This is a genomic window from Plantibacter sp. MPB07 (assembly GCF_046619465.1).
Lineage (GTDB): Bacteria > Actinomycetota > Actinomycetes > Actinomycetales > Microbacteriaceae > Plantibacter > Plantibacter auratus.
In genome coordinates, this window is sequence record NZ_CP177043.1 from 2,965,463 (window position 1) to 2,981,793 (window position 16,331).

Here is a 16,331-nt window from a genome sequence, read left to right on the forward strand (position 1 = left end):
GGCTGTGGAGGACTGAAGTCGCCGATTCGCGGGCCACCAGAGGATGATGGAGTCATGGCAGAAACCGGAACGCCCAGAGTCGCGGTCTACATCGACTTCGACAACATCGTCATCTCGCGCTACAACCAGCTCTACGGGAAGGCGGCGTTCAGCCGGGATCGCGCGCGGTCCCACGTGCCCTCCGCCGCACCCGAAGGCGACGAGATCTCCGAGCGCCTGCAGGCCGCTCGCGTCGACGTGGGCGCCATCCTCGACTACACCTCGTCGTTCGGGAACATCGTCATCAGCCGTTCCTACGCCGACTGGTCCGAGCCGGTCAACTCCGCGTATCAGAAGGACCTCGTGGACCGCGCGGTCGACCTGACGCAGATGTTCCCCACGACGAAGGCGATGAAGAACGGTGCCGACATCCGCCTCGCCGTCGACGTCGTCGAGGACCTCTTCCGCCTCCCCGACCTCACGCACATCGTGATCGTCGCAGGCGACTCGGACTACATCTCCCTCGCGCAGCGCTGCCGACGCCTCGGACGCCACGTGATCGGGATCGGTGTCGCCGGTGCGACGAGTCGTGCGCTCATGGCGGCGTGTGACGAGTTCTCCGACTACGACGACATCCCCGGGATCGTCCGGCCGGTCGTCACGCGCACGCCCCGGACCCCTGCCGCCGTCGAGAGCACGGCGGAGGTCTCCCCGGAGGAGGCGCCGAAGTCCGCGCCCAAGTCCGGCGGGCGTCGTCGCGCCTCGTCCGGGTCCACGCCGACGGCCGAAGCGCCGGTCGCCCAGACACCTCCCCGCATCGGCGGCCTCTTCACTGAACCGGTCTTCAGCCACCGCGACGCCGACGACCTGGACGACACCGACGAGGAGACCGCGGACCCCTCCGGCCCCGACGCACAGCGTGCGGCGACCGAGCTCCTCGTGCGGGCGCTCCGCCTCGTGCACGCCAAGAACGACGACGAGGACTGGCTGCTGAACGCCGAGGTGAAGAACCAGATGATCCGCATGGATCCGGCGTTCAAGGAGAAGCCGCTCGGCTACCGCTCGTTCAGCGACTTCATCAACTCGCGCTCCGACCTCGTCGAGGTGAACCCGGACGCGAGCCCCGACGGACGTCGTCTGCGACTGCGCGAACTGGGCTGAGCCCGGCCCGGTAGCAGGAGATCAGCGCCGCAGCAGGACCGTCCGCCTTCGGGCGTCCTGCTCCCGCGCGGATCTCCTGCTGCGGCGCGGCTCAGGCGCCCCGGAAGAACGCCTGGACCGCTGCGCTCAGAGCGGTCGGATCGTCGATGTGGCACAGCTCGCGGGCGGAGTGCATCGACAGCAGCGGCGTCCCGACGTCGACCGTCCGGATGCCGAGCCGCGTCGCGGTGAGCGGGCCGATGGTCGAGCCGCACGGCACCGTGTTGTTCGACACGAAGTCCTGTGAGGCCACACCTGCGGCGGCGCAGCTCCGGGCCCACAGTGCGGCCCCGAGGGCGTCGGTGGCGTAACGCTGGTTCGCGTTGATCTTGAGCAGTGGCCCGCCACCGGCGATCGGACGGTTGGCCGGGTCGTGGCGCTCCGGGTAGTTCGGGTGGATAGCGTGGCCGGCGTCTGCTGACAGGCACCAGGAGGCCGCATAGGCCTGGAGCCGTTCGGACGTCGTCGCGCCCAGTGATGCGCCGATGCGGGTGAGGACGTCGTCGAGGAACGGACCGCTGGCACCGGACGTCGAGGCCGAACCGAGCTCCTCGTGGTCGAAGGCGGCGAAGACCGTGATGTGTCCGGCGTCGTCCGTCGCTCCCCCGTCGCTCGCGGCCAGCAACGCCGCGAGTCCCGCGTGGACCGAGGTCAGGTTGTCCATGCGTCCGGCGGCGAACAGCTGACCGTCGAGACCGAATCGCCGAGGCTCCTGGGTGTCGGCGACGAGCACGTCGTACCCGGCGATCGCGGTGGGGTCGACACCTGCGATCGTCGCCAGGTGCGCGAGCACGTCGGCGTGGGCGAGGTCGCCGACCCCGTACACCGGCTGCAGGTGGCGCTGGCGATCGAGGACGAGGCCGTCGTTGACCCCTCGATCGAGGTGCACGGCGAGCTGCGGGATGCGCAGGAACGGGCCGGTGCGGACGAGGTGCACGGTGCCGTCGAGCGTCACCAGGCGTCCGGCGAGTTCGAGCTCGCGGTCGAGCCAGGAGTTGAGGAGCGGTCCCCCGTAGACCTCCACCCCGGCCTGCAGCCACCCGTGAGCGCCGGTCGTCGGCTTCGGCTTGAGTTTGAAGCTCGGCGAGTCGGTGTGCGAGCCGAGGATGCGGAACGGCGTCGTGGCGTGGGCCTGCTCGGGCTGCACCCAGGCGATCACCGCGCCCTCGCGTTCGACGAAGAACCGGCCGGCGCCCCCGTCCCAGGACTCGGTCTCGAGCCGCCGGGTGAAGCCGGCCGCCGTGAGGCGCCGAGCACTCTCCGCGACCGCGTGATACGAGGTGGGCGAGGCGACGATGAAGTCGGCGAGGTCGGTGATGTGGGCGACGGAGTCCATCCCACCATCCTCCCACCACCCACGCACCCGGCACGTGGATGCACCAGGCCCTACCCTGGACGGGTGACGAAGACCCGCAGCGACCTCATCGGGCCCGCAAGCGGCCTGTCCGAGGATCGTCGCGGACGGATCGCACGCATCGTCGACGGTTGGTTCTTCGCCTTCGGCACGGCTGCGGCCGTCTTCCTGGCGTACGTGCTGCTCACCGAGGCGTTCGCGCGCGGGTGGGCCCAAGCCTGGTTCATCCTCGTCATCTACCTCGTCATCGCCTACCTCATCCTCCCCCGCCTGCACACCGTGCTGTCGCGCGTCTACCTGCCCGACTACTTCATCGGACGCACTCGCACGCGCGAGGGCATCCTCGGTGATCCCGTGAACCTCGGCCTCCGTGGTCGGGAGGAGCAGATCCACATGGCGATGCTCTCGGCGGGCTGGACGCTCGCCGACGACCTCGGCCTGCGCGCGAACCTCCGGATCGTGACCTCGACGCTGACCAGGCGCAGCTACTCCGAGGCACCCGTCTCGTCGCTCTACCTGTTCGGTCGTCCCCAGGCGTTCTGCTACCAGCAGGAGGTCGACGGCAGTCCCGGGAAGCGGCACCACGTCCGGTTCTGGCCGACCCCCGAGGGTTGGCTGCTCCCGGGCGGCTACCAGGCGGATTGGCTGGCCGCCGGGACGTACGACCGATCGGTCGGCATCAGCGTCTTCACCCTGCAGGTGACCCATCGGATCGCCGACGACGTCGACGACGAACGCGATCACATCGTCGCGTCGATCGCGGCCGCGGACCTCGGGGCGTCGACGTCCGTGATCGACAACTTCTCCACCGGCTACCACTCGCGGAACGGCGGAGGCGACGCGATCGTCACCGACGGCGACCTGCCGATCATCGATCTCAGCGCCGTGGTCGTGCCGCCGGCGGCGACTCTGCCGGCCGCCGACGCTCCCCCGACGCGCTCCCTCATCCGGGCCGGCGACCCGCGGCCTTTGGACACCACCGTCGGCGTGGTCCTCATGGTCGTCGCGGCGCTGTCCACCGTGCTCTCCGGCGCCCTCCTGGTCTCCGATTGGAAGCAGGTCATCTCGGAGGCCCGCGCGACAGCTGCGACGGCTGACGACGTCGTCCTCATCCCGTGGGTGGTCGGGGCCGTGCTAGCCCTGTCGGCCGTGGTGACGCTCTGCTACCTCGTCCTCGCCTGGCGGGTCCATCGGGGAGGCAATCTCGCGCGGCTGCTCGCCATGACCTTCAGCTCGACGTCCATCGCCACCCTCGCCGCGAGCTATGTCGCCGGCGCCGGCGGATTGACCCTGCAGACCAACCTGATCGGCTTCGCGGTCGACTGTTCCATCATCCTCGCCCTCTCCGGAACCGAGGCCCGTGACTGGGCCCGTGGGCGACAACGACGCACCCGGAGGACGAAAGCATGACCGACGCACCCGACCAGACGGACGAGGGGCCACGCCCCGCCACCTCCCTCAAGCGCGCGCTGCTCCTCGGCGCAGCCATCATCACGATCGTCGCCGGGCTGACGGTGCACTGGTCGGTGGCGGCAGCCTGGGCGAACCCCGTGACCAACGCGCTGTACACGGTCCTCGTCGCGCTCCTCCTGGCCTTCGCCGCCCCACGGCGTCCGCTGTGGCAGATCGCCCTCGGCGCGTTCGGCTTCTCGGCGGCGATCGAGTGCTTCCAGGCCACGGGCGTGCCGGCCGCACTCGCCGACCAGTGGCCGCCCTCGGCGCTCGTGCTCGGCACGACGTTCATCCCCACGGACTTCATCTCCTACGCCCTGGGCGCGGCGGCGTTCCTGTTCCTGTCGCTCGCCATGTCGCTGCTGATCCGCTGGGTTCGCAACGACATCCTCGAGCGACGCGCACGCGCGGACCGGGAGACACGGCGCCGATCGGGCTCAGGACCCGCCTGACGGGTGCCCTAGCCGCGAGTCGTCTCCCCGTACTGGACGTGCTCGAGGTCGAAGACGGCCTCCGCCAACGCCGACCTCGCCGCTTCGAACTCGACATCGTCGGGGTGGCCCACCACCCGTGCGTGCTCGAGGTGCCAGGTGGCACTGCGCAGGAGTTCGACGGTCGTCGGAGCGGGGGAGGGGGCTCGCGTCGAGGCCGCGGGTGACGCGTCGGCGTTCGCCGCTCCGCCGGGGACGAACTCGATCGTGTTCGATTCCGCCGGAGCGTCGTCCTGGGCGTATTCCTTCTTCTTCATATGTCCTTCGTCGAGATCGTGGTCCGTTGTGGTTTGCAGGGATATCGGCCCCCTGAGTGGCGCGAATGCCCGTTGTGGGGCTGAACCGTTATATGCCGAGAAAGGAATATCCGGTTTGGAGCGCTGCTCGGGCCGCGCCATGGCGAGGAGCGTGGGGACGCGCCCCCGGTCGTCCGGAGCATCCGAGGCGCCGAGGACCTGGAACCGTTCGAGCCCCCAGCGGGACCAGGCGGATGCCGTCCACGCGCAGATGGCCGCGTCGATGAGGTCCTCACGGTGCTTGTGCGCCGATTCCTTCAGCGGCGAGGGTTCCGCGATGAGGAGCGCCGTCACCGGGTGTGTGTCGAGGTCGAGTGGCGGAGTCGCCGAGGTCAGCGCCTGCAGGCGCGAGACGAGGTCGTCACAGACCTCCGCACGGCGTCGCCGTCGCTCGGCGACAGGGAGACCGGGGTCGAGGCGTTTGTAGCGGGGCCGCGCATCCGGGTACCCGAACTCCTCGGCACCCACCAACGTGGTGTGGGGATAGGCCTCGAAGAACAGGACGGCATCCGCGGCGGGCGTGCTCAGTCCGTCGAAGTACTGGAACCCAGCCGCCTCCAGCGCCCTGAAGAGCGCGACACCACCGAGCGCCGGCAGGCCGAGGTTCGACGGATAGGCCGAAACCTGCCAGCGCCCGTACCGCTGTCCGACCTCACGTTCACAGAGACGCATGCCGGTCTGGTTCTGGACGAGCAGTGGGGCGTCGACCGCGATCACGGAGCCCGGTGATGCGGTGTCGACGAGCCAGGCGACGACGGCGTCGATCCCCACGGCCCACCCGGCCTCGATGACCGCCCCGGTCTCGTCGATGCACACCAGTCCCGACTCGTTCGCCGCGCGGGAGCCGGTCCCCTCGCCCCAGGCGAGGTCGACTCCGAGAAAGCGGGTCACGAGCGGTTCCTTCCGGTGGTCGCGGCGAGGCACCGCCTCCCGAGCCTACTGGCCAGACGTCGACGACTCCTCGGGTCCGGCCGCGGGCCGGAGGTGAGGAGTCGTCGAGCGTCCCGAGCGCGCGATCAGCCGACCGGGCCCTCGATCAGGGTCACGTCAGCGGTCTGCGAGGTCCCACTCGCCGTGGTCCAGGTGACGGAGACCGTCTGGCCGGGCTCGAGCGTGGCCATGGTCGCCGTCAGGGTCTCCGCGGAGTCGATGGCGGCACCGTTGATGCCCGTGATGACGTCGCCGGCTGCGAGGCCGATCGACGCCGCCGGCGTGTTCTCGATCACCGAACCGACCACAGCCCCCGGCACGGTCTGGGCTGCGCCGGACGCGGCCAGACCGATCCCGATGAAGGCCGGGTAGCCGATCGTGACGGTGTCGGTCTCGACGCCGGTGCGGATCTGGTCGACGATGGACAACGCGTCGTCGATCGGGATGGCGAATCCGTCGATGTCGGTCCCACCGGACGAGGCAGCGGTGTCGACGCCGACGACCTCGCCTTCCGAGTCGTAGAGCGGCCCGCCGGAGTCGCCCGACTGGATGTCCGCGTCCGTCTGGATCAGTCCGGTCAGCTGCTTGCCGGCCCCGGTCGTCTCATCCTGGACCGTGATGTCCTGGTCGAGGGCGGTGACGGACCCGTCCGCCGCGCTGGGTGTCCCACCCGTGCCCCCGGCGTTCCCGACCCCGGTGACGGCGTCACCGACGGCTGCGCCGCCGTCGTCGTCGATGGCCACAGTGTCCAGTCCCGAGGCGCCGTCGAGCTGCAGGAGCGCGACGTCGTTCGTGGCGTCCGTCCCGACGACGCGTGCGTCGTACTTCTCTCCGGTCGCCACGACGGTGACGACGATGCTCGTCGCTCCCGCGACGACGTGGTTGTTGGTCAGGATCTGGCCGTCCGCGGTGAGGATCATCCCGGTTCCCGCGGCGGCGGCCCCCTGGTAGGCCAGCTCGGTGTCGATGTCGACGACACCCACGGACTCCGCGGCGGTGGCACTCCGGGTGTTCGCCGTCGCGGCATCCGGCGTCGCCTGCTGCGGGCCAGGCTGGCCACCGGGAGCGCGGAAGCTCTGACCGCCCTCGTCTGGCACCGTCTCCGTCACCTGTGTGGAGGCGGCGACGCTCTGGAACGCTCCGGCCGCCAGCGAGGCGAGGCCGAGGCCACCGGTCACGAGGGACACCACCGTGGCGGCCGTCGCGGCGGCGATGATCCAGCCGATGGGCTGCTTCTTTGCCGTGGTCGACGGCGGCTGGGGGATCGTCTGCTGTCCGTACGGTTGGGGCTGCCAGGTGCCGGAGGGCGCGTACTGGCCCTGGCCGGCGGCGTACGGTCCGTACTGACCCTGCGGGTCCTGGTGATGACCGGGCCACACGTGACCGCTCGTCGCGTGGGGAGCCGTGGCGTAACCGAACGGCGTCGTGGGCTCGCGTCGTGGACCGCCGCCGGTCGTGTTGCCGGGGTAGCCGGCCGGGGGAGTGACGTCCACCCCGGGCTGGGGCTGATACGAGCCGGTGGGCGGCTGGTACGGGTCGGGTGCGGGCGACGGCTGCTGCGCTTGCGTGCCGTCCGCTGGTCGCGACTCAGGGCGTTCTGGTTCTGGGGTGGTGTTCACGGGGATTCCTCTCGGCGGGGGTGCTGAGATCATCTGACTCCCGCAATCCGAGTGAATCGTCTGGTTCGACCATGAACGGCCTCTGAGCTTCCCGACCGTTTCCCGGATGATGATCGTGCAAACGCTCCATGCGGGACGCCACCTCAGGGTCGCGTGAGCAACGCCTCCAGGGCGGGTCGGGCCGCCGCCTCGGAGATGTGTCCGGCGACGACGAGTTCCGCGAGCCCATGGACCGCGGCCCAGACCGCCGTGGTCAGAGCGGCGATGACCTGCGGCTCGGCGCCGGGCGCCAGCGACGCCGTCGTCTCGGCGAGCAGCGCTTCGACGCCACCGATGAGTGGCGCCATCGCCTCGCTGGGCGAACCGGGGACACAGACTTCGGGGTCGTAGATCAGGCGGAACCGCTCCGGATGCTGCGCCGCGTAGTGCACATACGTCGAACCGATCCGGACGGCCGCCTCCTGTGGGTCTCGACCTGCCGTCGCCTGCCGCTCCTCGCGCATGGCGTCCAGGAGCTCGGCCATGCCGCGTTCGCTCAACCGTTTCAGGAGAGCGGTCCGGTCGCCGAAGTGGTGGTAGGGCGCGTTGTGACTGACCCCGGCACGACGTGCGACCTCTCGCAGGCTCAGCGTGGCATGGCCCTGCGTGCGCATGAGTTCGAGCGCAGCGTCCTCGAGCGCCGGCCCGAGGTTGCCGTGGTGGTACGCCGTCGTCGATCTTGACACAAGCAACATCGTACCCGTAGAGTCGGTTCCGGCCGAAAGTGGACACTGTCCAGATTCTTGGCACTGTCCAGACCTACAACTGTTGGAGAACTCATGCCCGCCCTCGTCATCGACGGACACCCGAACGCCGGGTCCCTCTGCGCCGCCCTCGCCACGAGCTACGCGAAAGCGCACGGCGACGCGACCGTCCTCGCCGTCCGCGACCTCGCGTTCGACCCGAACCTCCGCCTCGGTTACACCCGCCGTCAAGACCTGGAGCCCGACCTCGAACGGGCGTGGGAGCAGATCCTCGCCGCGGACCACATCGTGATCGTGGCTCCGGTCTGGTGGGGGTCGGTGCCCGCGCTGCTCAAGGGCTTCTTCGATCGCCTACTGCTGCCCCGTCGCGCCTACCGGATGAAGTCGAACGGCCTCCCTGAGGGGCTGCTGGCGGGCCGTACCGGTCGGGTGATCGTCACGTCGGACTCGCCCTCGTGGTACCTGCCGCTCGTCGGCGACACGACGGTGAAGCAACTCCGTACCACCACCCTCCGGTTCTGCGGGATCAAGCCCGTCGCCGTGAACCGGTTCGGTCGAGTGAAGGATTCGACCGTGGAGCAGCGTCAGCGGTGGCTCGCGAAGGCGGCGCAGAACGGTCGCACGGACGCAGCGCGACGGAATCCTCGCCCCTCCACAGCCCCGGCGGAGCTGGTCAGTGGCCGTCGACCAATCGGATGAAGGCGCTGAGCTCGGCGACACCCTCCGGCGTGACCGGCAGGTACTCGGTGAGCGCGGGGGAGTGCACGAGGTACGCCGCCCACTGGGCGCGGGAGATCCCGACGTTCAGTCGGTTCTTCATCAACAGGAACGACATGCCCCGCGGGACGTCGGCGGGGGAGGACGCGGCCAGCGACACGATCGCGATGACGGCCTCCTGACCCTGGAACTTGTCGACGGTCCCGACGCGCACCGCGTCGAACCCGGCCGCGTCGAGCGTCGCACGGACGACTGCGACGTGGGCGTTGTAGGGACAGACGACGATGATGTCGGCCTCGCTCACCGGGTCGTCGATGCGGCCGGCATCCGGATCGGTCCAGCGGAGCCCGATGCTCGACCGGACGAGTTCGGCGACGCGGTCGGCCTCCTCCTGCGAACTCGTCGCATTTCCGACGTGGTGGACAGGGACGACGTGCAGTCCCGGCGCACGACCCTCCAGACGCCGCTTCGTCGTGGCCGCTGCTGAGCGCAGCTCGCCACCGTACGACAAGCGCGAGACCGGCTCGGTGACCGCGGCGTCCATCCGCCAGGTCTCGTGGAGGAAGTAGCCGAGTTCCGGAGGGAGGACGTCGCGACCGTCGGCCACGAATCCGAGGGCCGAGGTGTCGATCGGTTCGGGATGCGTCCCCTGGCTCACCTGCGGCAGCTGCTGCGGGTCGCCCAGGAGCAGGAGGTTCCGCGCGGCGACGCTCGCCGCGATCGTGTACGCGAGCGAGAACTGGCCGGCTTCGTCGACGACGAGCAGGTCGAGCGACCTCCGGTCGAACCGGTTGGGGTTGCTGAAGTCCCAGGCCGTCCCGCCGATGACGAAGCCGCCGGCCTGCTCGGCCATGAACGCGCCATGACCATTGGCCGGAAGGACCGTGTAGCCGCGCTCCGCATCCGGGTCGGCACCGGATCGCAGGGTCTTCGCCACGAGCGCGGGAGAGAGCCCCGCCTTGACCACACGCTCGAGGAGGTTCTCGACGACGTCGTGCGACTGCGCCACGACCCCGATCCGCCAGCCGTGCTGCTGCACGAGGGCCGTGATGACGTGCGAGGCGACGTAGGTCTTGCCGGTTCCGGGCGGCCCCTGGACGGCGAGCGCCGAGTCGTCGAGGTCGAGCAACGCGGCGGTCACGTCTTCGATCGTCCGCCCGTCTCCACGGTGGGGGAGCGGCTCACCCGAGCTCGTGCGGGGCGGCCGTCGCCGCAGGATGTCGACGACGCCGTCGTCCGGCCACTCCGGAGCGGCGTCGAGGACCGCTTGCCCCCACTCGGCGATCGCGTCGACCTGTGTTCCGGGTCGCGGGGGAGGAGACGGCGTGAGCGCGACCGGCAGCTCCGTGTAGGGCTCACGATCCGTTTTGAGCGTCTCCTGGATGAGCAGGGAGTCGTCGTCGACCTCGAGGACCGTGATCTGCCCCGCCGGTCGCGAGCCGGGCTCGGCGCGGGGGAGCGTGTACGGTCCCGGGTGGTCGTAGACCGCGAACGGGTCGGCGCCGACCTTCACACTGCTGCCGGGAGCCCATCGGCCGCGGAGTCGGACGTGACGGCGGTCGCTGCGCTGCCGCCCCTCGCGGAACCAGTCGCGCTCGACCACTCCCGAGGTGACGGTGAAGACGTTCCGGGTGTCCTCCCATTCGTCGCGCGCGGCGATGAGTCGGGAGAAGTGCTCCTGCCAGAACGACTTGTGCTCGCGCCGGTGGTAGTCGATGGCGGCGGCCGCGAGCGCATACGCGGTGGCGTCGGCGGTGCGTTCCGGGTCGAGGGGGTCTCCGGCCAGCGCCGTCAGCGCGTCGTGGAGCGGCGTCGGTTCGTCCACGAGGGGCTCGGGTGCGTCGGTGACGAAGGTGCCCGGCAGCACGCCCCGTTCCGCACCGAGGTCGAGCAACCAGTTCCGCAGTCGACGGGTCGACTCGCAGTCGTACGCGTTGTACTCGGCGATCTCCGCGAGCTTCCGTTCGCCTTCGGCGACGAGCTCCGGGTCCTCGCTCCGACTCAGCTCGCGCGCCTCCGCGTAGGCGGTGATGGATGCAGCGGCGTCGGTGACGTCGCTGTCGCGGTGGTCCTCGCCCATGTAGAGCGGCTCGAGCTTCTTGATCGAGTACGACCGAGAGCCGACGCGCACCGTCTTCCTGACGAAGGGGTAGAGATCGAAGAGCACGGCCTCGCGGAGGAGGTCGTCGATCGTGTCCTCCCCGACGCCGTGCCGAGCGGCCAGCGAGAGCAGGTGCGTCCGCTCGTACGCGGCGTAGTGGTACACGTGCATGCTCGGGAACTCGGCACGACGGGCGGTGAGGTAGGCGAGGAAGTCGATCAGGGCCGTGCGCTCCTCATGGAAGTCGTGCGCCCACCAGGATCGGAACCGGCCGTCGGTGTCGACGAGACCGAACAGGTAGTCGATGCCCCACCTCGTGCGGTCACCCCGGCGGGCGTCGCCCGGCTCGCCCTCGGTGTACAGCGGGTCGCCCTCGAAGTCGAAGAAGACGTCGCCCGGATCGGGTTGCGGCAGGAGTCCGAGCGCCGTGGCGTCGTGCACGCGGAACGCCGGCACGCCGGCGGCAAGTGACGGCTCGAGCTGCAGGTGCGCCTGCTCTCGCAGCGCGGCGAGCGTGCTCTCGGCGATGCCGTCGACCGTCCCGCCGGCGCCACCCGACGGCCCGTGCTGCCCCGGTCGTTCGGTCGATCCGGTGAGCGTGAGCGACGCCAGATCGTCGATCGTGGCGATGCCGGCCGCCAGCAGGCGGTCGCGCTGCGTCAACCGGAGGCCGGCCACCAGCAGGACGTCGCGTGAGGCCGTGATCTCGGCGTCGCACCACGCGCATCGTCCGCAGACGCTGTAGCGCTGGTCGCCCCAGGCCACCGGCCCGTCGGCCTCGAGCCGTTCGGCGACGATCCGCAGCAGGCGCGCACGACGGCGACGGTACACCGGCAGGATGTCGGCCACCGCGTGGGTGCTGACGGTGCCGTCTCCCAGAATGAGGTCGACGTCGTCGTCGACCGGGATCCCGGCCGTCTCCAGCTGCTCCACGTAGGCGGCGAGCTGGAGGAGGGCGGTCACCTTCGGTGAGCGCGCGAGTTTGGTGTCCTGCACGCGATACCGGCCGTCGGGCCGGCGCACGATGAAGTCGGCGAAGCCGATGAACGATCCGTCGAAGAACGCGGCCTGGAAGACGACCGGGGCTCCGTCGCGGAACGCTGTGATCGTCGACTGGACGGCTGCGGCGAGCGCCACCGCGTCTCGGACGTCGGGGCGGTCGAGCTCGACGACGCCGGTACCGAACTCGGCGCGGTAGGACTCGAGGACGCGCAGCTCGTGCTGGTCGCCGAGCTTGGAGGTCCGCATGAGCATCTCGTCCTCGGGCTCGACGATCGGTTCGATCCGACCGAGCTTCGCGTCGACCGTGCGCAGGAAGGCGAACTCGCAGTAGGAGGCGTTGGAGAGGTCGCTGGCGCTCGTGATGGCGGAACCGTCGAGGAGGAACATCGGTGCGGTGGGTGCCTTTCGAGACGACTGCTGCGGGGGCTGGTCCGCCTCCGATCGCTGTCAGTCTGGCACGCACCACCGACCACAGCACCGCCGCGGGACGCAGGCTGTCGTCAGCCGAGGGGGAGCTCTCTGTGGAGCGGCGTCGGGCGTCCTCGATCCCGCGTCCCCTAGCCTGGACAGCGACCACGACGCCACGGGACGGGAGCGCATGATGACCACCACGATCCAGGTCGTCGCGGGTGTCGCCTCACAGGACGACACCGTGCTCGCATGTCGGCGGGCACCCGGGCGGGCGTCCGGAGGACTGTGGGAGTTCCCCGGCGGCAAGGTCGAGGCCGATGAGCAGCCGCAGGACGCGCTGGCTCGCGAGCTGCTCGAGGAGCTCCACGCCGACGTCGCTGTGGGCGCACTGCTGGACCGCTCCACGGTCGCCGTGGGCGAGCTCGTCATCGACCTCGCCTGCTACGAGGTCGTCTTCCGCGGTGCGCCCCCGACCCACAGCACCGATCACGACGAACTGCGCTGGGTCACGCGCGAGCAGCTCGGCGAACTCGACTGGGCGACCCCCGACCTCCCGATGGTCAGGAGACTCACCGCGAGTTGACCCCGGAGACGCGGCGTGTCAGTCGGCCGCGTGGAGCGGAATGCGCGCGAGCGTGCGTCCGCTCAGCACGAGATCGTCGTTGGTCGAGGTGATCGCCAGCTCGGTGACCGTCCACTCGAACAGGGTCACGTCGCGCCAACGCTCGAGGAATGCGGCGAGCGCCGCGGTCTCGGCAGCGTCGAGCTCATCGCGGAAGTGGTGCAGGCCCACCCCGACGAGCGGTGCTGGACGCCCGCCGACGGCCCGCTGGATGGGGGCGAAGGCGTCCGCGACGGCGGGGAGGTAACAGCGTCCGCGGTTGAAGCCACCGATGACGGGGCCCGCCAGCCTGACCCGGAAGGGCGTGAACGCGCCGACGCTCGTCCGCAGCCCGTCGAGGAACCCGGAGTCCGCGTCGATGGACGAGAGCGTCGCGTGCAAGCGGTGGGCGCGTCGGAGCTCGATGCCTCGGGCGAGTTTGGGGGCGAAGGGTGCCGAGGCGAGATCGGCCTCGTAGCTCAGGAAGATCGGATCGACGAACAGTCGTTCGATCGGGACGGGGACGACGACCGCCAGGCGCGCCTCGGCGTACCGCCCGCCACGGTAGACGCCGTCAGGGCTTGCGTGGAGCGCGAGCGGGTGGTCGGCGTCGATCAGGGGGAGCTGGGCGTACCGGTAGCGCTCGTCGAAGGTCAGGGCCTCACCTGGTCGGAAGGTGGAGCGGACGACGTCCCAGCTGCGGAGGGCGTCGTGCGAGTGCGAGGACGTGTCCGCAGCGCTCGTGGCCGTTTCGGGGACATCGGCATCGAACGCCCGGTCGGCGGATCCGCCGGTCACCGTCCGGACCAGACCCGTCGCGACACCGGTCGGCAGCGCACCGATCGTGTTTCCGGACGCACCGGCGGGAGAGGGCATGTCGTGAGGTTAGTGGAGCCGTCAGCCCAGCGCGTCGGGGACACCCCGAATTCGGGCGATCGACCCAATTCACCGCACGGTCGACGCGAACGCCGACACCGGCGGCCGATCAGTGCGCCTTGCCGGCCTTCCAGTAGCCGCAGAACATGACACGGTCCTTCGGCATGCCACCACGCACCCAGAGCCGACGCACGTTCGCGGCCAGGGACTGCTCTCCGACGACCCACCCGTAGCACGGGGCGGACGGCACGCCGAGGGCCGTCGCGGCGGCCAGCGCCGCTCGTCCAGGGACGTCGTGCGGATCCTCTCGGACCACCCATCGCAGCTCGAGCCCGTCCGGGACACGCACGTCCTGCGCGTCGGCCGCGGACGGGATCTCGACGATCGCCGTCCCGACGGTCGACGCCGGAAGCGAGGTCAGGATGCCTGCGACGGCGGGGAGTCCGGTCTCGTCCGCGACCAGCAGCACCCGGTCGAGGTCCGCCGGGAGGTTGAACATGCGCCCCTCGTCCAGCAGCGCCACGGCATCGCCCGCCTCGCATGACTGTGCCCAGCTCGCCGCGGGCCCCGCAGTCCCCTCGGCGGCCGACCCGTGGATGACGAAGTCGATGTCCAGCTCCGGCCCGTCGGGGCCGTCGCGCCGGAAATCCCGCACCGTGTAGTTCCGGAGCACCGGGCGCACCGACTTGGAGATCGCGAGGTACTTGGCGTAGGCCAGCATGTCGAGCTTGGTCGGCAGCCGCTCGAGCCCGCCCTCGGAGACCGGGATGAAGAACCGGAACCACTGGTCGTAACCGAGGAACGTGAAGTCGGCGATGTCACCGCCACCGAGGGTGACCCTGGCGATGTTCGCTGAGATACGCGAGCGGCGGACGACCCGCAGCGTGAGGAGTGTCGCCGCCTCGGGTTTGATGCGCGCCGTCTCGGCATTCGTGCGAGCCACTCGAGCCCCTTCCTCCGGCGGCTCCGACGGCCGCGACTGAGGCTACCCTAACTCAGGTCACCCTTACTTGGAGGATCCGGGTGTGTCGGCGGCGACCTTCCGCGAACGGGTGTCGAGCAGCGCGAAGACGAGCGCCACGACCACGAAGCCGATCGTGACGAGGGTGCTGTTGCGGTACGCGTCGTGATAGACGTCGAGCGAGGCGCCCGACGCATCGCCGCCGTTCTCCGAATACACGGTCGCGTAGAAGGTGGCCGTCGCGGCGGCGAGTCCGACCGCGGTGCCGATGCGCTGGCCGAGTTGACCGATCGATCCGGCGACACCACCGGAGGCCACGGGGATGTCCGCGAGCATCAGCGTCTGGTTCGGAGAGATGACCGCGCCGCCGCCGATGCCAGCGAGCAGCATCGCGGCACCCATCGCGTACGGCGTGATCTCCGGGGGTGTGATGAAGGCGAGGAGCGAGTTGAGACTGAACCCCACCACGACCAGCACGAGCCCACCGACGACCAGGGGACGTCCGAGTCGGTCGACGACCCGACCGCTCAACCACGAGCTGACGGCCGAGGCGAGGGCGAACGGGATCGTGATCATGCCCGCGAAGACCGGCTCGAGCCCGAGCCCCTGCTGCACGAACAGCGTGAGCGTGAGGAAGGTGGCCGGCATCGCCGCGAAGTACGTCGTGGAGATCAGGACGCCATTGCGGTAGCTGCCGAGCTTGAACAGGGAGAAGTCGACGACGGGTGTCTTCCCGGCGCGTTGATAGCGACCCTCCCACCAGGCGAAGAGGCCGGCGAAGACGGCGAACGCGACCAGCAACCACCAGCGCGCCGGGTCGTCGCCCGGAGAACCGGTCGTCAGGACGAACGGCAGCATGAGCGACAGCACGGCGAGACCGAGGAACACGATGCCCACCGGGTCGAGCGATCCGGCACCCGCCTCGTGCGGCTGCTGCTTGGGCAGCAGTCGGGCGGCGATCGGCAACAGGATGATCGCGAGCGGGACGTTCATCCAGAAGAGCAGGCGCCAGCCGTCCTCCGGGCCGCCGATGGCGATGAGCAGACCGCCGAGCGTCGGTCCGAACGCCGTCGAGAGGCCGATGATGGCTCCGAAGAGACCGAAGGCGCGGCCGCGCTCCTTCCCCACGAACAACTGCTGGATGAGCCCGATGACCTGCGGCATCAGCAGACCCGCGGCGATGCCCTGGAGGATCCGCCCGCCGATGAGGATGCCGACGCTCGGTGCGACGGCGCAGGCGAGACTGGCCGCCCCGAACACGCTCAGGCCGATCATGAACATGCGACGCCGCGAGTGCAGGTCGCCGTAGCGCCCGGCGGGCACGAGGATCAGACCGAAGGCCAGGGCATACCCGGCGACGATCAGCTGCAGGGCGGTCGGGCCGGCGTCGAGCGCCTCCTCGATCGACGGCAGTCCGACGTTGACCTTCGAGAGGTCGAGGATCGTGAGGGCGGCGACCGACACGCAGATGGCGAACGCGCGCCACTTCGTCCGGTCGTCGGGGGCGGTTCGCTCGTCAGTCATCCTGGCCAGCCTAGGCCCGCGTCAACCCGGTCCACCCCGGCTTGACGGGCGCGGATCCGCCGTCCTGTGCAGCA

General features: G+C 70.1%; 13 protein-coding genes. 5 read left to right on the forward strand and 8 right to left on the reverse strand.

Translation table 11 applies throughout. The features are described 5' to 3' along the window. Positions 1-54 precede the first annotated feature (54 nt). Positions 55-1,140, forward strand: coding sequence for an NYN domain-containing protein (locus ACLIME_RS13740; protein WP_079704288.1), 1,086 nt, complete (start codon positions 55-57; stop codon positions 1,138-1,140). Positions 1,141-1,231: 91 nt separating this feature from the next. Here ACLIME_RS13740 and ACLIME_RS13745 read toward each other — a convergent pair whose 3' ends face one another. Further along, positions 1,232-2,515, reverse strand: coding sequence for a M18 family aminopeptidase (locus ACLIME_RS13745; RefSeq protein WP_159876473.1), 1,284 nt, complete (start codon positions 2,513-2,515; stop codon positions 1,232-1,234). A gap of 63 nt (positions 2,516-2,578) precedes the next feature. On the opposite strand from ACLIME_RS13745, the gene ACLIME_RS13750 reads away from it, so the two are divergent. Together ACLIME_RS13750 and ACLIME_RS13755 are read left to right on the forward strand one after the other, a co-directional pair. Then, a complete protein-coding gene (locus tag ACLIME_RS13750; RefSeq protein ID WP_236555309.1) occupies positions 2,579-3,943 on the forward strand; it encodes an LssY C-terminal domain-containing protein in 1,365 nt (454 codons plus the stop codon). Next, a complete protein-coding gene (locus ACLIME_RS13755) occupies positions 3,940-4,437 on the forward strand; it encodes a DUF2809 domain-containing protein (protein ID WP_274498841.1) in 498 nt (165 codons plus the stop codon). The genes ACLIME_RS13750 and ACLIME_RS13755 overlap by 4 nt, the downstream gene beginning before the upstream one ends. 8 nt (positions 4,438-4,445) lie before the next feature. On the opposite strand, the gene ACLIME_RS13760 is transcribed toward ACLIME_RS13755, so the two are convergent. From ACLIME_RS13760 to ACLIME_RS13770, 3 genes are all read right to left on the reverse strand, one after another. After that, on the reverse strand, positions 4,446-5,663 hold the full coding sequence (locus tag ACLIME_RS13760) for a DUF429 domain-containing protein (RefSeq protein WP_159876477.1): 1,218 nt from the start codon (positions 5,661-5,663) through the stop codon (positions 4,446-4,448). A 125-nt stretch (positions 5,664-5,788) separates the two neighbouring features. Continuing rightward, positions 5,789-7,321, reverse strand: a complete 1,533-nt coding sequence (locus tag ACLIME_RS13765; RefSeq protein WP_411557268.1) for a trypsin-like peptidase domain-containing protein — start codon at positions 7,319-7,321, stop codon at positions 5,789-5,791. 143 nt (positions 7,322-7,464) lie between these two features. Continuing rightward, on the reverse strand, positions 7,465-8,046 hold the full coding sequence (locus tag ACLIME_RS13770; RefSeq protein ID WP_342450778.1) for a TetR/AcrR family transcriptional regulator: 582 nt from the start codon (positions 8,044-8,046) through the stop codon (positions 7,465-7,467). Between the two features lie 93 nt (positions 8,047-8,139). Here ACLIME_RS13770 and ACLIME_RS13775 point away from each other — a divergent pair, with 93 nt between their 5' ends. Beyond that, positions 8,140-8,763 (forward strand): NAD(P)H-dependent oxidoreductase, encoded by a 624-nt coding sequence (locus ACLIME_RS13775; RefSeq protein ID WP_411557269.1) that lies wholly within the window; start codon positions 8,140-8,142, stop codon positions 8,761-8,763. On the opposite strand, the gene ACLIME_RS13780 is transcribed toward ACLIME_RS13775, so the two are convergent. Next, positions 8,738-12,271 (reverse strand): TM0106 family RecB-like putative nuclease, encoded by a 3,534-nt coding sequence (locus ACLIME_RS13780; protein WP_411557270.1) that lies wholly within the window; start codon positions 12,269-12,271, stop codon positions 8,738-8,740. The two genes, ACLIME_RS13775 and ACLIME_RS13780, sit on opposite strands and share 26 nt — an antisense overlap. Positions 12,272-12,485: 214 nt before the next feature. On the opposite strand from ACLIME_RS13780, the gene ACLIME_RS13785 reads away from it, so the two are divergent. Next, positions 12,486-12,878: a (deoxy)nucleoside triphosphate pyrophosphohydrolase gene (locus ACLIME_RS13785; protein WP_192003979.1), complete on the forward strand. Its 393-nt coding sequence runs from the start codon at positions 12,486-12,488 to the stop codon at positions 12,876-12,878. Positions 12,879-12,896: 18 nt separating this feature from the next. Here the strand turns inward: ACLIME_RS13785 and ACLIME_RS13790 are convergent, their stop codons facing one another. The 3 genes from ACLIME_RS13790 to ACLIME_RS13800 form a co-directional block, all read right to left on the reverse strand. Then, positions 12,897-13,772 (reverse strand): hypothetical protein, encoded by an 876-nt coding sequence (locus ACLIME_RS13790; RefSeq protein WP_411557271.1) that lies wholly within the window; start codon positions 13,770-13,772, stop codon positions 12,897-12,899. A gap of 109 nt (positions 13,773-13,881) precedes the next feature. Continuing rightward, positions 13,882-14,715 (reverse strand): siderophore-interacting protein, encoded by an 834-nt coding sequence (locus ACLIME_RS13795; protein WP_411557272.1) that lies wholly within the window; start codon positions 14,713-14,715, stop codon positions 13,882-13,884. Positions 14,716-14,778: 63 nt separating this feature from the next. Beyond that, the gene (locus ACLIME_RS13800; RefSeq protein ID WP_411557273.1) at positions 14,779-16,257 is read right to left on the reverse strand and encodes an MFS transporter; all 1,479 of its coding nucleotides are present in this window, start codon (positions 16,255-16,257) and stop codon (positions 14,779-14,781) included. Between the last annotated feature and the right edge of the window lie 74 nt (positions 16,258-16,331).